Origin of the sequence: Pediococcus ethanolidurans (assembly GCF_964062635.1) — a bacterium.
GTDB classification, from domain to species: domain Bacteria; phylum Bacillota; class Bacilli; order Lactobacillales; family Lactobacillaceae; genus Pediococcus; species Pediococcus ethanolidurans.
Genome location: NZ_OZ061250.1, coordinates 102,475 through 123,092, shown reverse-complemented (window position 1 = coordinate 123,092; position 20,618 = coordinate 102,475). Strand labels below are relative to the sequence as shown.

Annotated in this window: 18 protein-coding genes; 11 read left to right on the top strand and 7 right to left on the bottom strand. The window is 36.5% G+C overall.

The window, feature by feature from the left end:
- Positions 1–29 precede the first annotated feature (29 nt).
- Positions 30–2,189, bottom strand: coding sequence for an LTA synthase family protein (locus tag AB3219_RS00580; RefSeq protein WP_263794668.1), 2,160 nt, complete (start codon positions 2,187–2,189; stop codon positions 30–32).
- Between the two features lie 178 nt (positions 2,190–2,367).
- On the opposite strand from AB3219_RS00580, the gene AB3219_RS00575 reads away from it, so the two are divergent.
- The 3 genes from AB3219_RS00575 to AB3219_RS00565 are packed head-to-tail and all read left to right on the top strand — an operon-like array spanning position 2,368 to position 4,704.
- Entirely contained in the window at positions 2,368–2,802 is a 435-nt protein-coding gene (locus AB3219_RS00575) for a GNAT family N-acetyltransferase (protein ID WP_216753682.1), read from the top strand.
- Positions 2,803–2,827: 25 nt separating this feature from the next.
- Entirely contained in the window at positions 2,828–3,946 is a 1,119-nt protein-coding gene (locus tag AB3219_RS00570) for a YibE/F family protein (RefSeq protein ID WP_263794669.1), read from the top strand.
- Positions 3,943–4,704 (top strand): YibE/F family protein, encoded by a 762-nt coding sequence (locus tag AB3219_RS00565; RefSeq protein WP_216753680.1) that lies wholly within the window; start codon positions 3,943–3,945, stop codon positions 4,702–4,704. The genes AB3219_RS00570 and AB3219_RS00565 overlap by 4 nt, the downstream gene beginning before the upstream one ends.
- 184 nt (positions 4,705–4,888) lie before the next feature.
- Here the strand turns inward: AB3219_RS00565 and AB3219_RS00560 are convergent, their stop codons facing one another.
- Both AB3219_RS00560 and AB3219_RS00555 read right to left on the bottom strand, forming a co-directional pair.
- Positions 4,889–7,543, bottom strand: a complete 2,655-nt coding sequence (locus AB3219_RS00560) for an MMPL family transporter (protein WP_367369231.1) — start codon at positions 7,541–7,543, stop codon at positions 4,889–4,891.
- Between the two features lie 83 nt (positions 7,544–7,626).
- Positions 7,627–8,547 carry a magnesium transporter CorA family protein gene (locus AB3219_RS00555; protein WP_263807426.1) on the bottom strand — a complete coding sequence of 307 codons (921 nt, stop codon included), beginning with the start codon at positions 8,545–8,547 and terminating at the stop codon, positions 7,627–7,629.
- 163 nt (positions 8,548–8,710) lie between these two features.
- On the opposite strand from AB3219_RS00555, the gene AB3219_RS00550 reads away from it, so the two are divergent.
- From AB3219_RS00550 to AB3219_RS00525, 6 genes are all read left to right on the top strand, one after another.
- A complete protein-coding gene (locus AB3219_RS00550) occupies positions 8,711–9,454 on the top strand; it encodes a TerC family protein (protein WP_057805883.1) in 744 nt (247 codons plus the stop codon).
- Positions 9,455–9,695: 241 nt separating this feature from the next.
- Positions 9,696–10,016, top strand: a complete 321-nt coding sequence (gene trxA / locus AB3219_RS00545) for a thioredoxin (protein WP_216753676.1) — start codon at positions 9,696–9,698, stop codon at positions 10,014–10,016.
- 4 nt (positions 10,017–10,020) lie between these two features.
- Complete coding sequence (locus tag AB3219_RS00540) at positions 10,021–10,911, top strand: DegV family protein (protein ID WP_216753675.1); 891 nt, start codon at positions 10,021–10,023, stop codon at positions 10,909–10,911.
- 90 nt (positions 10,912–11,001) lie between these two features.
- Positions 11,002–11,817: a type I methionyl aminopeptidase gene (gene map / locus AB3219_RS00535; RefSeq protein WP_216753674.1), complete on the top strand. Its 816-nt coding sequence runs from the start codon at positions 11,002–11,004 to the stop codon at positions 11,815–11,817.
- Positions 11,818–12,037: 220 nt separating this feature from the next.
- On the top strand, positions 12,038–12,868 hold the full coding sequence (proB, locus tag AB3219_RS00530; protein ID WP_216753673.1) for a glutamate 5-kinase: 831 nt from the start codon (positions 12,038–12,040) through the stop codon (positions 12,866–12,868).
- Positions 12,865–14,112: a glutamate-5-semialdehyde dehydrogenase gene (locus AB3219_RS00525; RefSeq protein WP_216753672.1), complete on the top strand. Its 1,248-nt coding sequence runs from the start codon at positions 12,865–12,867 to the stop codon at positions 14,110–14,112. Before proB ends, AB3219_RS00525 begins: the two co-directional genes overlap by 4 nt.
- Positions 14,113–14,186: 74 nt before the next feature.
- Here AB3219_RS00525 and AB3219_RS00520 read toward each other — a convergent pair whose 3' ends face one another.
- Positions 14,187–14,564: a VOC family protein gene (locus AB3219_RS00520; RefSeq protein WP_216753671.1), complete on the bottom strand. Its 378-nt coding sequence runs from the start codon at positions 14,562–14,564 to the stop codon at positions 14,187–14,189.
- Between the two features lie 276 nt (positions 14,565–14,840).
- Here AB3219_RS00520 and AB3219_RS00515 point away from each other — a divergent pair, with 276 nt between their 5' ends.
- Entirely contained in the window at positions 14,841–16,388 is a 1,548-nt protein-coding gene (locus AB3219_RS00515) for an ABC-F family ATP-binding cassette domain-containing protein (RefSeq protein WP_263749616.1), read from the top strand.
- Between the two features lie 475 nt (positions 16,389–16,863).
- On the opposite strand, the gene AB3219_RS00510 is transcribed toward AB3219_RS00515, so the two are convergent.
- The 3 genes from AB3219_RS00510 to AB3219_RS00500 form a co-directional block, all read right to left on the bottom strand.
- A complete protein-coding gene (locus AB3219_RS00510; protein WP_367369230.1) occupies positions 16,864–17,886 on the bottom strand; it encodes a hypothetical protein in 1,023 nt (340 codons plus the stop codon).
- Between the two features lie 220 nt (positions 17,887–18,106).
- A complete protein-coding gene (locus AB3219_RS00505) occupies positions 18,107–19,015 on the bottom strand; it encodes a proline-specific peptidase family protein (protein ID WP_216753667.1) in 909 nt (302 codons plus the stop codon).
- A 53-nt stretch (positions 19,016–19,068) separates the two neighbouring features.
- Entirely contained in the window at positions 19,069–19,623 is a 555-nt protein-coding gene (locus tag AB3219_RS00500; RefSeq protein WP_216753666.1) for a DUF2179 domain-containing protein, read from the bottom strand.
- Between the two features lie 213 nt (positions 19,624–19,836).
- Between AB3219_RS00500 and AB3219_RS00495 the strand changes: the two genes are divergently transcribed.
- A complete protein-coding gene (locus AB3219_RS00495; RefSeq protein WP_216753665.1) occupies positions 19,837–20,574 on the top strand; it encodes a biotin--[acetyl-CoA-carboxylase] ligase in 738 nt (245 codons plus the stop codon).
- The last annotated feature ends 44 nt before the right edge of the window (positions 20,575–20,618 follow it).

Genomic DNA, 20,618 nt, shown 5'->3' with positions numbered 1-20,618 from the left:
GGGGGTTCACTTCATCTGTACGGCTTTTTTTAGTTACCTGAATTGGAATCTGGATTGGTAATTTGAATACGATTGTTCTTAGATTTCGAATGGGATGCTTCAGGTGCATCGGTCTTGTACAAATCTTCTAGAGAACGATCACGGTTATTTGAGTACATAGAAGTAGATTTCAAACCAAGCTTCTTTTGAACGGCAAGTTCTTTATTTAGTCCGTTTGCATAGTTATAAAGCTGAGAATTAACAGCTTTGAATCCCTTTGGTGTGTAAAAACGAAGCAAGTTCTTTTCATTCAGGGAATCAGACATGCCAAGTTGTTTGTTGACCTTCTTTTGATCCTTAGCGATTTGTTTTTTAAGCGATCCAGTTGGAGTTACAACCTGGCCCGTATTATTATCATAAACAGTCCCACTAATTGATGTGTAGTTAGGCGTGATATAATTCTGATTTCTAAAGGCAACCACCTGATCATGTTGTGATGAAAAGAGATCTGTTCCAAACTGCATGTATTTCTTAGAATTAATTCCGAGTAAATGCAAGAGAGTTGGCAAAACATCGATTTCGCCACCGTATTGTTTTTGAATACCCCCATTCTTAACGCCCGGAATGTGAATCATAAAGGGTACGCGTTGCAATTGGGTGTTATCCCAATCAGTCCAGTTATCAACCGGGTCGCTTCCATAGGATTTGAAATGGCTAGAATCCTGACTGAAAGTTTTTGCCAAGTCTTTATTGTCAGAATTTGAAATACCATAGTGATCACCGTATAGAATGATTACGGAATTAGCATAAAGTCCTGATTTCTTTAAGAAAGTAAAGAATTCTTTGACGGATTGATCGAGGTAGTTAGCCGTTTTAAAATAATTGTTGACGGATGAATTACCTGTGTTTGGTACTTTGAAACTAGAATCTTCCTTATCCAAATCAAATGGGAAATGATTAGATACGGTAATGTACTTAGCATAAAAAGGCTGTTGTAGGTATTGTAGGTACTTAATAGAATCTTTGAAAAGTAACTTATCCTTTAAGCCATACCCGGTTGATTTGTCACCGGATGTATCGTAATAACTAGCTGAGAAGAAATATTGATAACCCATATTTTTGTAAACATTATTTCGATTCCAAAAACTAGCAACGTTACCATGAAAGACAGCCGAAGTATAACCTTGTTCTTGATTCAAAATGGCAGGGGCTGCTTGGAAAGTTTGATTCGTTCCGAGTTGGGCAAATAAGGAACCTTCCGGTAGGCCAAACGTGCCAGTTTCTAGCATGTTTTCTGCGTCACTAGTTTTACCTTGACCAACTTGATTAAAGAAGTTAGAAAAAGCGTAAGTGCTCTTACTGTGATAAATCTTATTCAAGAATGGGGTAACAGTTTGGCCTTCTACTTTGTCATCAATTAAGAACTGTTGGAAGCTTTCCAAATGAATTACGATGACATTTTTTCCTTTGGCAATACCATAATATTTTTTATTACTCTTTGCATAATGACCATGAACGTATTTTTCAACCGATTTGAGCTCACTCTTTGTTGCACTAGAACGCATTTTGCTTGTTTGTTCAGTTTTTGCACCATCGTAAACTGTAAAAGCGTCAATTCCCAGATACTTAACAATGTAAGTACGATCAAAGGTTCGTGTAATTAGTTGTGGTCGATCGATTTCGGCAAACATTAAATTAAATCCAAATAAAAGTACAGAAAGGGACGTAACTTGAAAACCCAACCGTTTTGGCAGTGGATTTTGATCAAATTTAATTTTACGCATAAGCATTAAAACTAAAATAATGACAATATCTAACCAGAATAGTAAATCATGAGGTTCAGTCAAAGCTAACGAACTACCACTTAGTCCCTGGTCAACTTTGGAATAACCTAACATTGTGTTAATGGTCATGAAATCCGAAAACTCGCGATAGTAAATGACGTTTAAATAAAGTAACACTGTATTACCAATGTCAATTAACAAAATTAGCGGATAAAAGATTTTTGCCTTTTTGGCATAAAGTGCTAGGCCAAATAGCAAAAATGTAATGGCCAGTGGATTGATGAGCATGATAAACCACTGAAAAATTCCAGAAACGCCTAGTGAAAAATCAGCAAAGTAGGCAAGGAGTGTCTTTAACCAAAAAAGGAATACTAAAAGAAAGAAAAAACCCATTCGGGTATTAATTTTTGAGATAAACTGTTTCATTTTTGAATGCTAACCTTCCTGTGAAAATCTTCTTTTAACTTAAGATCCGATTCACAAACATAAAGTCATTTTAACATAACTTTATTAAGAAAATACTTAAATTTAGGTTGAGTTTGTTTTTCTAGCGATAAAAAGTTTATAATTTAAAAATAAAAGAAAATTTGAATGGATGGTAAAAATGAAAATAAAAACGGCATTTGGTAATGATAATCTAGTGTACGATGATAGTATGAAAGTTAGAACCGCGGTCTTTATTCAAGAGCAACAAATTGATGCTGCCATTGAACAAGATGAGAATGAAAATCGGTGTTTATATTATGTAGGTTATATTGATAATAAACCGGTTACTACGGCTCGCGTAATGACAACTGAGCAAGGCACATTGGTTCAAAGAGTGTGTACGTTACAGGAATACCGACACCAGGGATTATCTTCACAAATTTTTAAAGCTATTGAACACAATGCTAAAATTAATGACGTAGATCAAGTGTGGCTTTTTGCCCAGGATCATGCGCAAAACTTTTATTTAAACAATGGCTATAAAGTCGTTGGTGATCAGGTAATGGAAGCTGGCGTTGCACATCACAAAATGATTAAAAAATTAAGTAAATAGTTCTTAGGATTGGGATGAAAAGATTGTGAATAAAATTCAACCCAAGTATCAGGCAAGTTGGTTGACGATCATATTAGTGATTTTGCTGGGTGGGTTGTTGTGCTGGGCAACACAACATGATGCTGCACTCTACCAAACACCGGTTGGTCAAGTAATTAAGGTAACTAATCAAAAAAAGGTTTCTCAGACCGACAACTTTCATAACCATGATTTTTCACAGAAACAACTTTTAAAGGTTCGAATTTTAAATGGTCATTATCGAAATAAAGTTTTACGGGTTCAAAATACGTTTTCGGCCTCGAATGCGATGGATCAAGCTTATCGAAAGAATCAACAACTTTTTTTGAATATTCAAAAAAAGGCTAATCATAAATTACAAGGTACAATAACAGATTTAAAACGGGACACTGTGATTGTTTTTCTAAGTTTCTTGGCAATTAGTTTATTGTTATTAACGATGAAATTTAGTGGCTTTATGGCTTTACTAAGTGTTTTATTAAACGGTGTTTTATTTTTCTTGGCAATTAAATTAGATGTTTGGCTACAAGGAACAAATATTTTATTGATTTTCGGTATTTTAGCGTTTGTCTTTGCCGGATTAACTCTGTTTTTAGTATTGGGAAAAACAAAGCAAATGTTGGTTACGTTTGGAGCCACAATCTTAGGAACAGTAGGGGCAGTGATTGTCACACTGTTAGTTTTGAAATTTACGCATGAACAGGGACTACATTTTGAAATGATGGAATATGTTACCCAAAATCTGCAACCTGTTTTTATCGCTGAAACAATTCTGGGTTCGTTGGGTGCCGTAATGGATGAATCGACGGATATTATTTCGAGCCTATTCGCCCTCCATCGTGAAACACCTAACATTACCCAGCGTCAATTATTTCTTTCTGGTCGTGAAATTGGTAAATCAATTATGGGACCATTGATCAATGTCCTTTTTTTGATTTTTATGGCTGATACTTTTGGTATGATGGTGTTATATTTGCGTAATGGTGATAGTTGGGGCTATGCGTTTACAATGAATATGTCTTTAGGGATGGTTCAAAGTCTAGTTAGTGGCATTGGAATTGTACTAGCAATTCCTGCTGCGAGCTGGTTTGCCAGTAGTTTGCTCAAAAGAGGTGATCGACTATGAGCACAATTTTTGTGCTAGTGTTGATCTTGTTTACTGCTATGGTTCTAGTTGGTGGTTTACAAGGTTTAAAATCTTTTTTGAGTTTAGCAATTAATTTTGCTTTGATTTTCTTAACAGTTGTCTTAATCGGATTAAATTTTCCCATTTTAGGGGTAACACTATTAAATGCGGTAATTATTTTAGCGGTTACGATTTACTTGGGTGATGACAATCTGTTAACCACTGAAACGGCCTTTTACGGCTCAGTTTTAGTGATGGTCTTGATAGTTTTGCTTATTGTTCCGATTGAACACTGGGCCGTTGTTCAAGGATTTGGTAATGAAAATACGGAAGATCTTGAGGGCATGTCATTACTTGTGGGAATCAGATTTTTGGACGTTTCTATTGCAACGACAATTTTAAGTAGTTTGGGAGCCATTGCTGAAGCTGCAATGGCCATTGCGGCTGGACTAGGTGAAATCTTAAGTCAAAATCCAGATCTGCCTTCTGCACGGTTGTTTAAAGATGGTATATCAGTTGGCAAACAAATTATCGGCACAACTTTTAATACGTTATTCTTTGGTTTCTTTGGTGGATTTTTAAGTTTATTTATCTGGTTCGAACGTTTGAACTATACGTGGGGAGAATTTATAAATAATAAGATTTTTGTGTCAGAGCTACTGATGATTTTAATTTCGTTTATTGGTGTTATTTTAACAATCCCGGTTACAACGTGGGTAATGGAAGTTAAAGTACGTCGAAAGAGAGCAAAAAATTAAATAAAAAAGTGGGAAATAGGGCGTTTAGATTCTAAGCATGGCCTAGACAGACAAATGATTCGATTGAGAATCGTTTGACGATCATAGCCAAGCCAAGCAATCAGCCTTATTTTCCACTTTTTTAGATATAAAGTTCATAAATCGAAATTTTTTAGATTGAGAAAGACACTTATTCCCGTTTTAATTAACTCTTGTCATAGGTCAAGTGTAGCGTAGCAGCAATACCAACAGGGAAAAGCGACTCCCAGATGAGGGTGGTTACAAACATGACTAGTGCAATTTGAATAAAGGACAATAACTGTGTAAAACCAAGTGCGAGTAATAACGCAAATTCAAACATGCCAATCAAAATTAAAAATGGATCAAATTGATTCAGTGAACCTAAGTAGTTATCTGTAGAGCAACGAGTGGTTCGTAAGATTGTAGGAACGAGAAATCCCAGTCCTAGGCAAAGCAAGAGTAAACCTGAAATTAGTGGTACATCAGCTACTAATGGGGTTTTCAAAAGTATATTTGAAAACCAATTGGTAATCTGTAGGCTACCAAAAAAGGCAATTAATAGACTGATACTTGCATAAATGGCAAACAGCGATTGTGACAAAAGTAAGAGATATATTACCACAAAACCAACTAGCCAGGGAAGCAAATGAGTTATGTCATGATTCAAAGCTTGTTTCTGTTGAGCAACGTAAACTGTATCACCCGAATAACTTACTGAACTTATAGATAACGAGGTTCCAGATAAAGTTGAACTAATCAGGTGTTTTATCTGATTTAAGTTGGTTGTAGCTGCATTTGAAGCCGATTCTGTATTTAGAACAATTGAAATGACGGTTATTTTATTTTTAGTTTTGTTAAACTGACCAATGGCATTTTTCATTGGAGTCGTTCTCAAGTTTTGCGGTGTCATATAAAGAATATTTAGGATTCCAGAGTTACTCAAGTTACCTAAAAAGCTTTGCTCACCAATTAGATTTTGTTGAGCAATTTGAACGTTTTTGCTGTCCTTGGTTAAGTCTTTATCCGTGTTTTTTAGAATAGTTTGTGCCGTTTGAAAATCATCAGTCACACTTTGTTGATCATCTTCAACTTGACTAATGTTATCCGCAATTACATTATTATTTGAGCTAATGACCTGAATGTTATGACGCAGAGTTTTTAAATCATTAATTAAGTTTTTACTTTGGGTGTTTAAAGCTGATAGTGCCCGGCGAACAGAAACAGTACTTGAATTTTCGGATTTTAAAATTCGTGTCAGTTCAGTTTGTTGGGATTGAATTGTATCAATATCATTTGTTAATTCTGAAGCTTGATCTGCCACTTGTGAACTTTGTGACTGAATTTTACTTAAATTACTGGCATTTTTAGTTAATTGTTTTAAAGCGGTTTTTAGATTCAAGTCTTTTAATTGTTTTTGCGAATTTTTAAGAGATTTTTGCGTGTTAGTTAAATTTAGATTAGCTGCTGCAAGTTGACTAGTTACATTAGCTAATTGTTTGTTAACGTACAAGTTTGTAAACGGTGTTCCCCCCGGTTGGGAAATTGAATACACGTTAGCAACTTTTTTGTTAGTCTTTAACTTCTCTGCTAACTGATTGATGACTGCCATGTTTTTTGTTGATAAAGTTGATTTCTTGTTAGTCATTGTAACAGTGATTGGTGAAACTTTGCCTATGGGATAATGGCTTGAAATTACGGTTGCACCAATTTTTGCTTGGCTAGAAAAAGGAGTATCAATAACGCTGGACCAATTCAAAGGAGTCGTTTTTATGAAAGTACCAAGCAAAAATAGTATAAAAATGCTTCCCAAGCTTATTAACGCATGGTGTTTGCCCCAAGCTGTGCTGAACTGCCAAAAAGTGGAGGTTGGATTGAAATTACGTCCATCGCCAGGCCAGAAAAATAAGTCATCTAAAAATTCTGTCATTGCAGGCATTAGCGTATAGAAAACAATCCAAGCTATAAGGAGAGCAACGGCTAAGATCCACAAGGAACGTAAAGTTAAGTTCTTTGCCAGTAGCAAGGCAGTGCCAACAATGGCTAGTGGGAAAATACTAAGTAGGGATGGTAGCCAAGAATCCCAGTAAAGAGTTCTGATGGCATTCTGATTTTCATAGTGATTACAGTAGCGGCGGTAGAAAATACTGATAATAATGGGGACCAATCCAAAACTAACGACTACCATAATTGTGTTGGTATAGGCCGTGTATGGCGTGTTTAAAAAGCGAGCAGCAAGTGTTGCAATTGAAAAACTTGTTAAATAAACAATTCCAGAAAGTAATAAAGCGATTAGTGGTGCCAAAATTGATCGAAAAAGAATACCAATAATTAACGTTGTCAATACACAACAAATGATAATTACAAGTTTGTTAGCAGTTTGAATGGCTTGCACACGGGCAATTTGTAACACACCGTTACCTGTAATGTAGGCATGAACGCCAGGTGTTTGAATTAAACTGTAAATTTGTGGAATTAAAATATGAAATTGTTTTTGAGATTGTTTAAAATGTAAAACATTCAATACAGTAGACTTATCTGCCGAATCTAAACGTTGTGTGGAGCTTGGGTCATTGTCAATCTCAACACTTTGAATGCCGAGAAATTTTTGATTAGCTCTCAGTTTCTTCTGATTTGTTTGAATGGCCTTTTTTTGAGTGGTGGTCAAAGCGCCGTCTTTATTTGTGTAAACGATGGTTGCACTTGGTGCACTATCTGTAGGGAGCTGTTGGCTATAGCTAGAGTTCCAACTGAGCGAATTAGGTAGCAAAATAATCATACCGACCAAGAGAATAAACCAGGTGATTAAACTTGCTATTTGAAGGGTATTTTTCTTTTGCATAATATGTTCATTCCTTATGTATTACGTATTTGCTATTTTCAATAGATAGCTCTATGAGTTAAATACGCTTTTTAATTCAAAAATTATTTTTTAAAAAAGTTATTGAAATTTAAAACCAAAAGCACAATTAAAATTAAAATAATTGTAATTAGAATTGTGGCTTCCCAACCGACTATTGAATGCTGGAAGGGAACCAAAACGTTTTGACCAAAAAAACCAAAAACAATCGAAGGAACAGCCAATACAATAGAAAAAACGGTTAAAAATTTCATTGTGTTATTCAAATCACTGTCCAAAATGTTTGAATTGGCATTGGCAACACGTTCGATAATATCAGTGGCTAACTGAGCCATTTCTTCACCTTGTTGAGATTCAACAATAACATCTTCGAGTTGTTCATGTTGATCTTTCGTCATTTGAATATCTTGCATACGATTCATGCTAGTTAACAGTGCGTTATTAGTTTTTAGTGAAGTCAAATAATAAACCAAACTCGTTTCAAGATGAAGCATATCAGAGATAGAATGTCGTGAGATATGATGAATCATCGTTTTTTGAATTTGTTGTCGTTGTCGATTGATATTGGTAACAGCATCAAAATACTGAACAGAGAGTCGGTAAAGGGTGCGAAAAATAATTGTTAATGGCGTGACTTCTGTTTTGGCATGTTCAATGGCAGTAGTAAGTTGTTGGTTAAAGATGGTTTCAACAAATTCCGTTGAAGTTCGCGTAAAAGTTAAAATATAATCGTTAACCAACATAATGCCAATTGGTTCGGTACTGCCACTATCGGTAATATCCTTAGATAGGACATCAAAAATAATGAGAAAAATATTGGCATCGCGATCAGTTTCGATTCGTGCACGTTCATTCGGGTCAACGGCATAGCCTAACATTTCTTCAGTTACATGATAATGATGAATTATTTTTGCAATTTCAGATTGTGTTGGTTGGTTAATTGCCACCCATGTATGTTGTGAATTGATCTTTTTTTCAGAAATCATTTTGTTTCCTCGCTGAGAAGTTCTAAGTCCTTATAGGGTAATTTTAGTCCAATGCAGTGTCTGCGTCCATGTAAGGAAGAAAAGAAAGTTTAAATCGGTAAATATAATGGGTTGTTTAAGATGGATTGTGGTATTATTTTATCCATGGAAAGGAGCACCAGCGATGCAATTAATTTCAAAATTATACGGTCCTTTTTTTGACCCGCACAACTGGGAAACGGTGCTAACATCAAGTAATGATTGGATGATTATTTTATCTTTAGTCATGATCGAATGCTTGCTTTCCGTTGATAACGCAGTTGTTTTAGCAACCCAGACACAAGTCCTAACGAATTTAAAAGAACGTGAAAAATCATTGTTCTATGGACTTTGGGGAGCCTATGTGTTTCGTTTCTTAGTTATTGGAATTGGCACATATCTGATTCATATTTGGGAAATCAAAATAATTGGGGCGCTCTATCTTTTATATATGGTATATCGCTACTTTGCGCCCAAATCTAAAGAAAAAAAGCAACCTACTAATAATATGACTGTTAAAAAAAGAGGGCATTTGTCGTTATTTTGGTCAGTAGTGATTCAAATTGAAATGATGGATATTATCTTTTCTGTGGATTCTGTTTTAGCATCGTTGGCAATTTCATCTAATCCTGTGATCGTTTTAATTGGTGGAATGATCGGTATTTTGTGTATGCGAGGAATTGCAGAAATTATTATGAATGTCATGCGAAAAATTCCAGAGTTGGAAACCATGGCTTATTTTCTGATTGCCATTATCGGTGTTAAACTCTTTGTTTCTATTCCAATGATTGGATGGGAGATTCCGTCAGGGATTTTTGCTTTAATCGTTGTGGCTGCTGTATTAATCACGCTGGTTGTACATTATTATCGTGTGAAGATTAAAAAATAAGCGGATGAGGTCTGCTGGCTTAACTTTCATCTTTCTTATTTTGCTGTAGCTAAACGCCTGGTTTCACTCACTTTCTTAGGACAGCTACACCAGGCAGCCACATCAAAATAAGCAAGATTCACAGCGGGATGCGATCCCGCTTCCATCTTTCTTATTTCGCTGTGACTAATCGCCTGGCTACGCTCACTTTATTTACTATGCTATAATTCATTCATAAGCTTCATAAACGGAGGGAAACCACATGGCCGTTACCATTACAAGTTATAATATTGATCAAGAAACTGCCGATGGACTCGTTCTTGTTGATTTTTGGGCTCCTTGGTGTGGCCCTTGTAAAATGCTTGAACCTGTCTTAGATCAACTTGAATCCAATTACGAAGGTAAAATTAAATTTGGTAAACTCAACGTTGATCACCAACAAGAAATTGCAGAACAATACAAAATCATGAGTATTCCAGCACTAGTGTTATTTCGTGATGGAAAAGCTGTTGAAAAGGTTACTGGATACTATCCAAAAGATAAGTTGAAAAAATACTTAGATTCAAAAGTGAAAACTAGGTGACAAAATGAAAATCGCGGTTGTTGTTGATAGTTCCGCTAATATTCCCGAAACGCTAGTTCAGCAGTATCATTTGGTTGTAATTAATCAACCAATTTTATTTGGTAATCATTTATATCGTGAAGGCGTCGATCTGTCAGTTGCTGACTTCTATGAAAAACTCAGAAATGACAAAACGGTTCCGACTGCTTCCCAAGTAGCAATGACAGAAATGCAAGGTGTCTTCACTAATCTAGCTAAAGAGGGATATGAAGCTGCAATTTGTGTGGGTGTTTCGGGTGGATTAAGTGGCTTCATTACCAATTTGAAGGCTTTTGCCCCTTCGGTTAAGGACCTTGACGTTTATGCGATCGATTCGATGATGGCCTGTGCGGCAGAGGGAAATCTTGCACTTTTGGCTGCGAAACTTGTTGAACAAGGAAGGTCTATTCATACCATTTTGAAACAAGTTGAGGCTCTCCAAAAAGCCACCACATTTCTGTTAATTGTTTATAATATGCGTGCTTTATCTAAAACTGGTCGTATCATGAGCCGTTCTCCATTGATTGGAGCTATTCTAGGAACGCGAACAATTTTAACGTTTAATGAAACAGGCAGATTAGCGCTGGTAACCAACGCACATCATATGGATAATGCGTTTAAAAAAGTAAAATTAATGATGGATAAACAACTTTTAAATAATTCGGGCAATCAACGCATTAGTGTCCTTGATGCTAATGATAGCGAGTTGAACAAACAGTGGCGTTTAGAGTTGGGTGAGCGCTATGGAAATGCTTTAATTGAAACAGGAAAGATCGGTCCGTTTATGGGCGTCCATACAGGTGAAAAATCAATGGGGATTGTTTGGGCACCGGACTGGCAGACGTTTGTTTCCGGTTCTGAAAGTACACAAAATTAAGTGACGTGGTTGAAAACGCACAGACTAAACCAAGTGTTTTGACTTGTGCTAAGATAGAGTAGATGAATTAAAAAATTGGGAGATAGTGAAATGATCACATTAAAATCAGAACGAGAAATTAAAGGTATGCAAAAATCCGGTGCTGTATTAGCCGGGATGCATATTGGCTTACGAAACATTATTAAGCCAGGAATTTCAAGTTGGGATATTGAAAAGTTTGCTTTACGTTATTTGGCTGAAAATAACGCTAAACCTGAAGAAAAGGGTTTTGAAGGTTATGAATATGCAACTTGTGTCAGCGTTAATAATGAAGTTTGTCACGGTTTTCCACGTAAAGATCTTCTTATTAAAGACGGCGATTTAGTCAAAGTTGATACAGTTGTGAGTGTTGATGGCTATATGTCTGATTCATGTTGGGCATACGCAGTGGGAAACGTCAGTGATGAAGTTAAAAATCTGATGGATGTGACCAAAAAAGCATTGTATCTTGGTATTGATCAAGCAGTTCCTGGTAATCGAATTGGGGATATTGGTCATGCTATGCAACACTACATTGAAGATGAACACGGTTATGGCGATGTTCGTGAGTTTGTCGGTCATGGTATTCAACCTACTATGCATGAAGATCCAATGGTTCCTGGATATGGCGATGCAGGTCGAGGCTTGCGCTTGAAGGCTGGTATGACAATTACAATTGAACCGATGGTTAACGTTGGTGATTGGCGTTGTGACACGTCTGCACCAGATGGCTGGACGGTCACAACCATGGATGGCAGCTTAAGTTGTCAATATGAACATACATTGGTTGTCACAACAGATGGTCCAAAGATTTTAACTTCACAAGATCCTGAGTTTGATGCAAAGTACTTATTGAAACCAGATTTTGATGCTAAAATTTTAAAATAAATAGTGTAAGAAAAACGGTTAACTTTTGAGTTATTAGTGTAAATTGATTCAATAATTTTTAAAAATTATTGAGTTAATTGGGCTAAGCAACTAAAGGTGCCGTTTTTTTAGTTTTTATTATAAAAAAGACGAATACTTGGACAAATACGTGAATTTCGGTATGATAGAACGCGTGTAGAATAATTATGAATTGAAACTTATAAAGTGAAACGGTGGCAACATGAATAAAAGAAATTTAGATGCAAAACGAATTGTCATTAAAATCGGAACAAGTTCGTTACTGTATCAAGATACAAGTAAATTAAATTTGCGTGCGATTGAACGACTTGCTTTTGTGTTAAGTGATTTAAAGAATCAAGGTAAAGAAGTCGTTTTGGTTTCATCAGGTGCAATTGGTGTGGGAATGGGACGTCTTGGCCTCAGCACACGACCGGACACGATTCCTGCTCAACAGGCAGTTGCTTCAGTTGGACAAGGAGAATTACTTGGTATATATGAACGTGAGTTTCAGCACTATGGTAAATCAGTTGCCCAAATGTTGTTGACGCGGGATGTACTGGTTTATCCACAAAGTAAGAAAAACGTTTTCAATGCGTTTCAGGAACTTTTAAAGATGAACGTCATTCCAATTGTGAACGAAAATGATACTGTTTCTGTTGATGAATTAGATCATAAAACCAAATTTGGGGACAATGATCAGTTGTCCGCAATTGTAGCCAATCTCATTGATGCTGATTTATTGATTATGTTGTCAGACATTGATGGCTTTTACTCTGGCAATCCACTTTCAAATCCTAACGCAGAGTTGTATCATACGATTACCAGTATTGATGGATCGGTGATTCAAGCCGCGGGTGGTGTCGGAACTAAGTTTGGAACTGGTGGCATGGTGACCAAACTTAAAGCAGCCAAACGTATTCTTAAAAATCATCAAAAAATGGTTTTAGCGAATGGTAAAAATCCACGCATTATTTATAATATTTTAGCTGGTGAACCAGTCGGTACGCTCTTTGAACCAAAACAGGTTGTCACGAAAGAAGGATTAGCATGATCACATTAACGCAAATGGGCCAAAATGCAAAAGTGGCAGAACAGCAACTTTCTCAATTGTCGACAATCAAAAAAAATCAAGTTTTAAAAGCGATGGCATCCAAGATTCGAGAGAATAGCGCTGCCATTTTAAAAGCCAATGAAATTGATATGTATTATGCTCAAAATAACGGTGTTAGAAAAGTGATGCTGGATCGTTTGAAGCTTGATGAAGCGCGTATTAACAGTATGGCGGATGGCTTAGAGGAAGTCGCTAGTTTGGCCGATCCAATTGGTGAAGTTCTTAAAGGATGGACCACAGAAGCTGGTTTGGACATTTCACAAATCCGGGTACCAATGGGTGTAATTGGCATGATCTATGAGGCGCGTCCAAATGTCACCGTTGACGCCGCGGGATTAACATTTAAGGCTGGTAGTGCGGTTATTTTACGTGGTGGTAAGGAAGCTATTCATTCTAATCAAGCGTTAGTAACTGCCTTGCGTGCTGCACTGACATGTGAGCATATTTTGGCAGATGATATTCAACTCGTGACAGACACTTCCCATGAAACGGCTACTGCTTTGATGGAGCTAACAGAATATCTGGATGTTTTGATTCCTCGTGGAAGTGCCAAATTTATCCAAATGGTTGTTCAAAAGGCCAAAGTTCCTGTCATTGAAACTGGGGCGGGTAATTGCCACGTGTATGTGGATGAAGGAGCCGATTTACAAATGGCTACTAATATTGTTGTCAATGCGAAAACACAACGTCCTTCAGTATGTAACGCAATGGAAAAATTAGTCGTGAACCAGGCTGTAGCAGAAAAACTGTTGCCAATGGTTGCGCGAGCATTAAAGCCGTTTAATGTTGATTTACGTGGGGATGCACGAGCTAAACAAATTTTGCCAGAAATAAGTTTGGCAAACGATGATGACTGGGGAACCGAGTATAACGATTATATTATGGCAATTAAGATTGTTGATAATTTGGATCAGGCGATTGCCCATATTAACCGCTACAATACTAAACATAGTGAAGCAATTATCACCAATAACTACGCGCATAGTGAGCGATTCACCAAAAAAATTGATGCCGCTGTTGTATATGTGAATGCCTCAACACGCTTTACGGATGGGTATGAGTTTGGGTTTGGTGCGGAAATTGGCATTAGTACGCAGAAGTTACATGCTCGTGGGCCGATGGGACTTAACGAAATCACGTCAACAAAGTATGTCATTCGTGGAAATGGTCAAGTTCGCAAATAAATTAAAATAAAAAGCTTTTGGTTATAGTTAAGATTCTAACTTTGCCAAAAGCTTTTTAAATACTTTGAACTGGTTTAATAATTACTAATTTCAATTAAATTATTGTCTGGGTCACGGACATAAATGGAAGTAAGTTTTCCGTGCGCACCAGTTTTTTGAACAGGACCTTCAATAATATTAACGTAATAACTTTTAAGATGGTTAATAACTTCGGGAAGCTTGTCTTTTACAACAATACACAAATCGGCCGAACCGGGTGTGGGTTTGTCGGCAACTGGTTCATGAGGATGATCAACTACCTGAAAGTTGATTTTTTGCTTACCACAAAGAACTGCTTTTCGATCGCCGTCAAAAGTTAAAATGGGCATATCAAACACTTCATGGTAAAAACGTAAACTTTTTTCGATGTTGGTGACGGTTAAGACAATATGATCAATTTCGCGAACGTTCATGATAAAAACTTCCTTACTCAAATAAAATTGAATTAATTAACAATAGTATAGCATATTCGTTTCTTATGAATTTTTGTACTTTAAAACTTTAGTGAATTACATGCAGAAAAATATATTAAAAAATGTGCGTTGGTTGTTGTATCGCCTAGAGCAAAATGTAAGCACTATCTAGTAGAAATTGAAGCGTTCCCTATAAATCACTGCAGTTGACGGTATTTAGACCTTTGTGATACGGTTACTATTAGTCGATTTAGGAACGGATAGAAAGTGAGAATTATGAGTATATTAGCGGTGGAGAATTTATCGCATGGATTTGCGGATAAAAAGTTATATGAAGATGCGGGTTTTGAACTTAACAAACAGGATCATATGGGCATTGTTGGTCAAAATGGTGCAGGGAAAAGTACGTTAATTAAAATTTTAACCGGTGCAATTTTACCTGATGAAGGTAGTGTAAAATGGCAAAATAAAGTCACTTATGGGTATTTGGATCAGTATGCTGATATTCCAGACGGAGACACGCTCTATCAATTTTTAACCACAGCGTATGCCCGTTTATTTGAGTTAAAAGACAAAATGGATCAATACTATGCTGATTATGCCGAGAAGCTAGATGATGAATTGTTGGAGCGGGCTGGCCGAATTCAGGAAACGCTCGAAGCTAATAATTTTTATGAAATTGATACGGAAATTGCACGTGTGATGACAGGTCTTGGGTTAGATGATATCGGTAGAGACCACATTGTGAGTGAAATGAGTGGCGGACAACGGTCAAAAATCATTTTGGCCAAATTACTTTTACAAAATCCTGATGTGTTACTTTTGGATGAACCGACAAACTATTTGGATACGGCTCATATTGAATGGTTGGAAAACTATTTAACCAACTTTGCTGGTGCATTTATTGTCATTTCGCATGATTATGATTTTTTGCAGGAAATTACTAATTGTATTTGTGACGTGGCTTTTGGTAAGATCACAAAATATCGTGGTAATTTTAAAGCAGCGATGAAACAAAAGGATGCGCGTAAAGAGTCTCAATTAAAGGCTTTTGAAAAACAGCAAGTTGTGATCGAAAAGGCTGAAAAGTTCATTCGTAAAAATAAGGCTGGTTCGCATTCTACGATGGCAAAATCACGAGAAAAAATGTTGTCTCATTTAGATAGGATTGATCCACCAAGTGAAAATCTGCGGTCGCATTTTGATTTTCCTTATCTTGAAACGGGTTCTCAAAATGCAGTGGCTGTGAAAAAGTTGGCGGTGGGTTATGGGAAACGCCAATTACTTGAGCCTGTGACGTTTAGTTTGACGGCAGGAGAGAAGATTGCTTTTTCTGGTTTTAATGGAGCTGGAAAATCAACGTTAATTAAGTCTATTTTGGGAAAGATTCTGGCTTTGAGTGGAACAACTGTTTTTTCACCGTCTGCTAAAGTTAATTATTTCAGTCAGGAATTAATTTGGGATAATCCGGAATTGAATCCGTTGGAAACGATTCAGGATAAGTATCCAACGATGTTGCCAAAGACAATTCGAACGAAGCTCGCAAAATGTGGAATTAATGCGGCGGATACGCAGAAACCGATGCATATTTTGAGTGGTGGCGAGCAGACAAAGGTTAAATTGTGTTTGTTGGAATTGGTGGAGTCCAACTTTTTGGTGATGGATGAACCGACGAATCATTTGGATGACGAGACGAAGGCGGCGTTGAGTGAGGCGCTGCAGCAATTTAGGGGTAATCTGATTGTTGTGAGCCATGAGGATGGTTTTTATACGAATTGGATTGATAAGGAATTGAATGTTGAAAAGTTGAGAATGGACAAATAAAAGAGTGCTAAGAGGAGCGTTTAGCTTCCGAGTATAGCTTAGGAACCCCAATGATTCGGTTTAGGAATCGTTGGGGTTTCGTAGCTAAACGGAGGAAGCTGCTCCTCTTAGCACGTTTCAGCTATAAATATAGACAAAGGCAATACCAATAAATCGTTGGGATATTCCACCTTTAGGAGGATTATTAGTAAAATCCACTAATAATCACCAATGTTCCATACGTTGACCATTCTTGTGGCGGCAGTTCGCACCGCAAGAACTGGCACTATTCCACCTTTAGGAGGATTATTAGTAAAATCCACTAATAATCACTAATGTTCCATACGATGACCATTCTTGTGGCGGCAGTTCGCACCGCAAGAACTGGCACTATTCCACTTTTAGAAGGATTATTAGTAAAACCCACTAATAATCCGCAATCGTACCATACTCGATTCATTTTTCAATTATCAGATACGAAAAGGGTCAGAAAAATTTATATTTTTCTGACCTTTTGTGTTATATAAATTGAAGCATTAGGGTTCACGGTGTGTGCTTGGAAATAACCTTGACCAGTTGCACAGATGAACAGGCTTAAAATAAGCAAGGAGCTAATCATTGGCTTTTTGAAAGTTTTTAAATAGTTTTTTTTATTATTTAGATGAGTTAATGTAATCCAAAAATTAATCAGTATCTGCGGAAGGACCCAAATCAAAGCAAAATTTAAAAACAGAATTAAGCATTGAAAAGAATTAGGCAAGATAAATGAGATTAACGATATTCTTATCCCTCCGGAATTATCAGAGTAGGGTAAAATAATCAGAGAATCTTGAATAGCTTTGTGGTGATAAAAATTCCTAGGACCTTCACGGACAACTCTTTGTGTAACGCCCAAATCATTTTGAAAACGAAAAGTTAGTTTATTTGTGGTCGTAGAAAATGTGCCATGAGAAGTTACCGATCTGCTTGTGGTTTGCTTTCTTGCAATAACTTTAGCAGTTGTCGGAACTGTGTGGGTTTCGGACTGAAAATGATCAAAGGCTGATGGTTCAAGGTAATTCGTGTAGCTCCAATGTGTCACCCCAATTACTAAGATGATTGTTGTCATCATTAAATCCACACGAATTAAATGTTGCATGACAGCTGAATTACCTAATCGGAAATAAATTAAACATTTTAAGATAAGCCTAATCGAGTAACTGATGATGATTAAAAGAGAGCCACCAAGAAAAAGTGGTAATAATTGCCAGTCAACTTTTAAGGCTTTAACTGCCAAACGATCATCGGCTCTGTGATAAATATTTCTTGTGATCGATAAATTGGAGGAGTTTTCCCAAGCCTGGTAGTCCTTTTTTGTCAGTTCAACTTTATGGTTGTCAGAAGTCTGTCCTTCATAGGCGGTAACTTTTCCGAATCGGTTTTGAATGACCGTAACTTGATTAATAGTTTTGGATCCTACAAAATGAATGTCTTGAAAATTACTTCGACAGAGAAATAATCCAAAAATGGCAAAAGTCATGCAAATTATGTAAGTAAGTTCTTTTTTTAACCTTGTTGACATAAGTAAAATCCATCACTTTACTTGATTTTATAAGTTATTAAAAGTTCAGCATAATTTCGTCTATAAAACTCGACTATTTTAATGAAAATCTACTGGTTTAAACAAAAAATCTGAAATTAGGTTCACATTAATGAAAAGTTCATTAATGAAACGTAATTTCAGATTTTTTAGTCTAGCTTTAGAAATTGCCGCTTTCGACATCACGAAGATAATCAGCTAAATGTTTAAAGTAAACAGGTGCATTATCAATCATGTGATGGTGGCCACCGTTTGGCGTTGTAACTAACCGAGAGTTAGGAATTTCTTGTGCCATGCGTTGTGCAGACTTTAATGGCATAGTTTCATGTTCCCCAAAAGTTAATAAAGTTGGTACATTAATTTTGTGGATTTGATCACGAATGTCCCATTCTTTTAATTTACCAGTCACAACAAATTCATTGTCACCTTGAAAGGCGTTGTAAACAGGAATTGCAGTAGTATCCACTAAGTGTGAGATTGCTGGTGGCTGTTTACGATCAACATAGCCACGATTCAAAACTTCAACTAGTTCTTGGTAACGGTCATTGTGCCAGTCACCATTCTTTTCACAATCACGCATGAATTGCGCATCTTCAGGTGAAAGTGCTTCATCACGAATGGCATCCTGATGTTCCAAGTATTCGTCGATGTTATCGACCATACTTGAAATAATGGCACCTTTCAAATGACTACCATACTTTAGCGCATAAAGCATGGTTAAGGCACCGCCCCAAGATTGACCAATTAAATAAAAATGATCAATGCCAAGTTTTTGACGGACTTCTTCAACCTCATCCAAGAAATAATCGTAGGTAAGGTACTTGTCAGCTATTTTAGGATCAGAATAATCAGGTTGATCGGAGTACCATGAACCTAATTGATCGTAGTAATGAACTTGAACGTCTAAACCTTGTTTTTTTAGCTCATCATGAAAGTTTTCCCAATATTCATGATTGCCACCAGGGCCGCCATGCAAGGCAAGCAAATGAATTTTACTATCTTCGCCGTCTGTATGTGTCCATAAATGATAACCGTTATCTAATGTGATAATTTTTGTTCCTTGTTTCACCAGATCACCCTATTTCGTTTTAGTTAACCCTTATTCTAGCAAAAGAATCCTAACTACTCAATGTTTCGATCTCGATTTTGTATACGTCTTCGCATGGTTTTGCGCCAAAAACCACCTTTAATAAATTTAGGTTCGTAAGAAATGATGAACGCATCGGGATTATTAGCTTCGATAAAGTTGTAAAGATGTTGTTCACGTTTTCTTGGAGTCAAAATTTCAAATTCTAAACGCGCTCCTTCACGACCCTGCGCATTTTTTACGGTAACGCCATAACCTTCTTCACGAATGGTCTCTGCGAATTTTTTGCTTTCATCAGTTTTAGGGAGAATAACGTTAACGTCTAGTAAACCTAAACGCAACTTGTCTTCCAACCAAGTCCCAAAATAAATTCCGGTTGCATAACCCAGTGCGTAGGCAGCAACATTCCAAACATTGTTTAATTTACTTAATACTAAACTTAAGCCCACAACGTAAGTTACAATTTCAGCAATCGAAAGCAATGAAGCCCAAAATTTATATCCCTTCATTTCTAAAAGTGTTCGAATTGTGTTCATAGTGATGTATGCAAAACTTAATGCAAAAATGAGGGCAATCAAACCAAAATTCATGATGAAACCTTCTTTCTTCAAAGATTAATATGGTGCAGTATAACAAAAACAACAATAACATAGCAAGAAAGTAATTGAAGATAAAAAATTATGTTTAACTTGTTCTAGTGTTCATCAATTGGTAAGATTAACACAAATTAGGAACAGGAGACGGTTATTATCAAATTTGATTCGAAAAAGATTGAAAGTAATTTATCAATCGCAGGGTTATCGGTGCAACTTCATACTTTTGATCAAATTGATTCCACGAATGCGGAAGCCAAACGAATAGGTCAGCAAATGGACACTTTCAAGCAGCCACAGGTATTTATTGCTAATCATCAGACCGGGGGATATGGGCGATTGAGTCGCAATTTTTATTCGCCTAAGGATACGGGATTGTATATTAGTTTTTTGATTCCGACGATGTACACAAAATTTAATCCAGGGTTACTAACTACAATGACCGCGGTGGCTAGTGCTGAAATAATTGAAAAGTTTTTTTCAGTAAAATTGTACATAAAATGGGTGAATGATTTAATTTTAAATAATCGCAAAGTAGGGGGGATTCTGGCTGAAGCCATTACGAATCCTCGAACAAATCAAATTACAGGTGTGGTTATTGGCATTGGTGTAAATCTTAACACCCAAAAGTTTCCTGACGATATTAAACAAATTGCAGTTTCATTAAGCGATCAGGTAGATAGTCAAAACCAAACTGATTTTGTTAGTGAGTTTATTATTAATTTCTTTAAACATTTAAATACCTATCAAACAGCAGATTTCATGAAACAATATCGAGAGAAATCATCTGTTATAGGCAAGCAAGTGCGAGTTCAGTTCCAAAATCAAACCGTGACTGGTATGGTTTCGAATATTGATAATGAAGGAGCGTTAATTTTAAAAACGAATCAACAAGAGTTAAAAATTACAAGTGGCGAAATTGTTCATGTACGACCGACAAATGGCTAAATTAAAAAGATTGAAGAAAAATTTTTCTTCAATCTTTTTTGAAA

Coding starts and splice junctions, on each gene's coding strand:
- AB3219_RS00580 (WP_263794668.1), bottom strand. CDS start 2,189: ATGAAACAGTTTATCTCAAAAATTAATACCCGAATGGGTTTTTTCTTT.
- AB3219_RS00575 (WP_216753682.1), top strand. CDS start 2,368: ATGAAAATAAAAACGGCATTTGGTAATGATAATCTAGTGTACGATGAT.
- AB3219_RS00565 (WP_216753680.1), top strand. CDS start 3,943: ATGAGCACAATTTTTGTGCTAGTGTTGATCTTGTTTACTGCTATGGTT.
- AB3219_RS00560 (WP_367369231.1), bottom strand. CDS start 7,543: ATGCAAAAGAAAAATACCCTTCAAATAGCAAGTTTAATCACCTGGTTT.
- AB3219_RS00555 (WP_263807426.1), bottom strand. CDS start 8,547: ATGATTTCTGAAAAAAAGATCAATTCACAACATACATGGGTGGCAATT.
- AB3219_RS00550 (WP_057805883.1), top strand. CDS start 8,711: ATGCAATTAATTTCAAAATTATACGGTCCTTTTTTTGACCCGCACAAC.
- trxA (WP_216753676.1), top strand. CDS start 9,696: ATGGCCGTTACCATTACAAGTTATAATATTGATCAAGAAACTGCCGAT.
- AB3219_RS00540 (WP_216753675.1), top strand. CDS start 10,021: ATGAAAATCGCGGTTGTTGTTGATAGTTCCGCTAATATTCCCGAAACG.
- map (WP_216753674.1), top strand. CDS start 11,002: ATGATCACATTAAAATCAGAACGAGAAATTAAAGGTATGCAAAAATCC.
- proB (WP_216753673.1), top strand. CDS start 12,038: ATGAATAAAAGAAATTTAGATGCAAAACGAATTGTCATTAAAATCGGA.
- AB3219_RS00525 (WP_216753672.1), top strand. CDS start 12,865: ATGATCACATTAACGCAAATGGGCCAAAATGCAAAAGTGGCAGAACAG.
- AB3219_RS00520 (WP_216753671.1), bottom strand. CDS start 14,564: ATGAACGTTCGCGAAATTGATCATATTGTCTTAACCGTCACCAACATC.
- AB3219_RS00515 (WP_263749616.1), top strand. CDS start 14,841: ATGAGTATATTAGCGGTGGAGAATTTATCGCATGGATTTGCGGATAAA.
- AB3219_RS00510 (WP_367369230.1), bottom strand. CDS start 17,886: ATGACTTTTGCCATTTTTGGATTATTTCTCTGTCGAAGTAATTTTCAA.
- AB3219_RS00500 (WP_216753666.1), bottom strand. CDS start 19,623: ATGAATTTTGGTTTGATTGCCCTCATTTTTGCATTAAGTTTTGCATAC.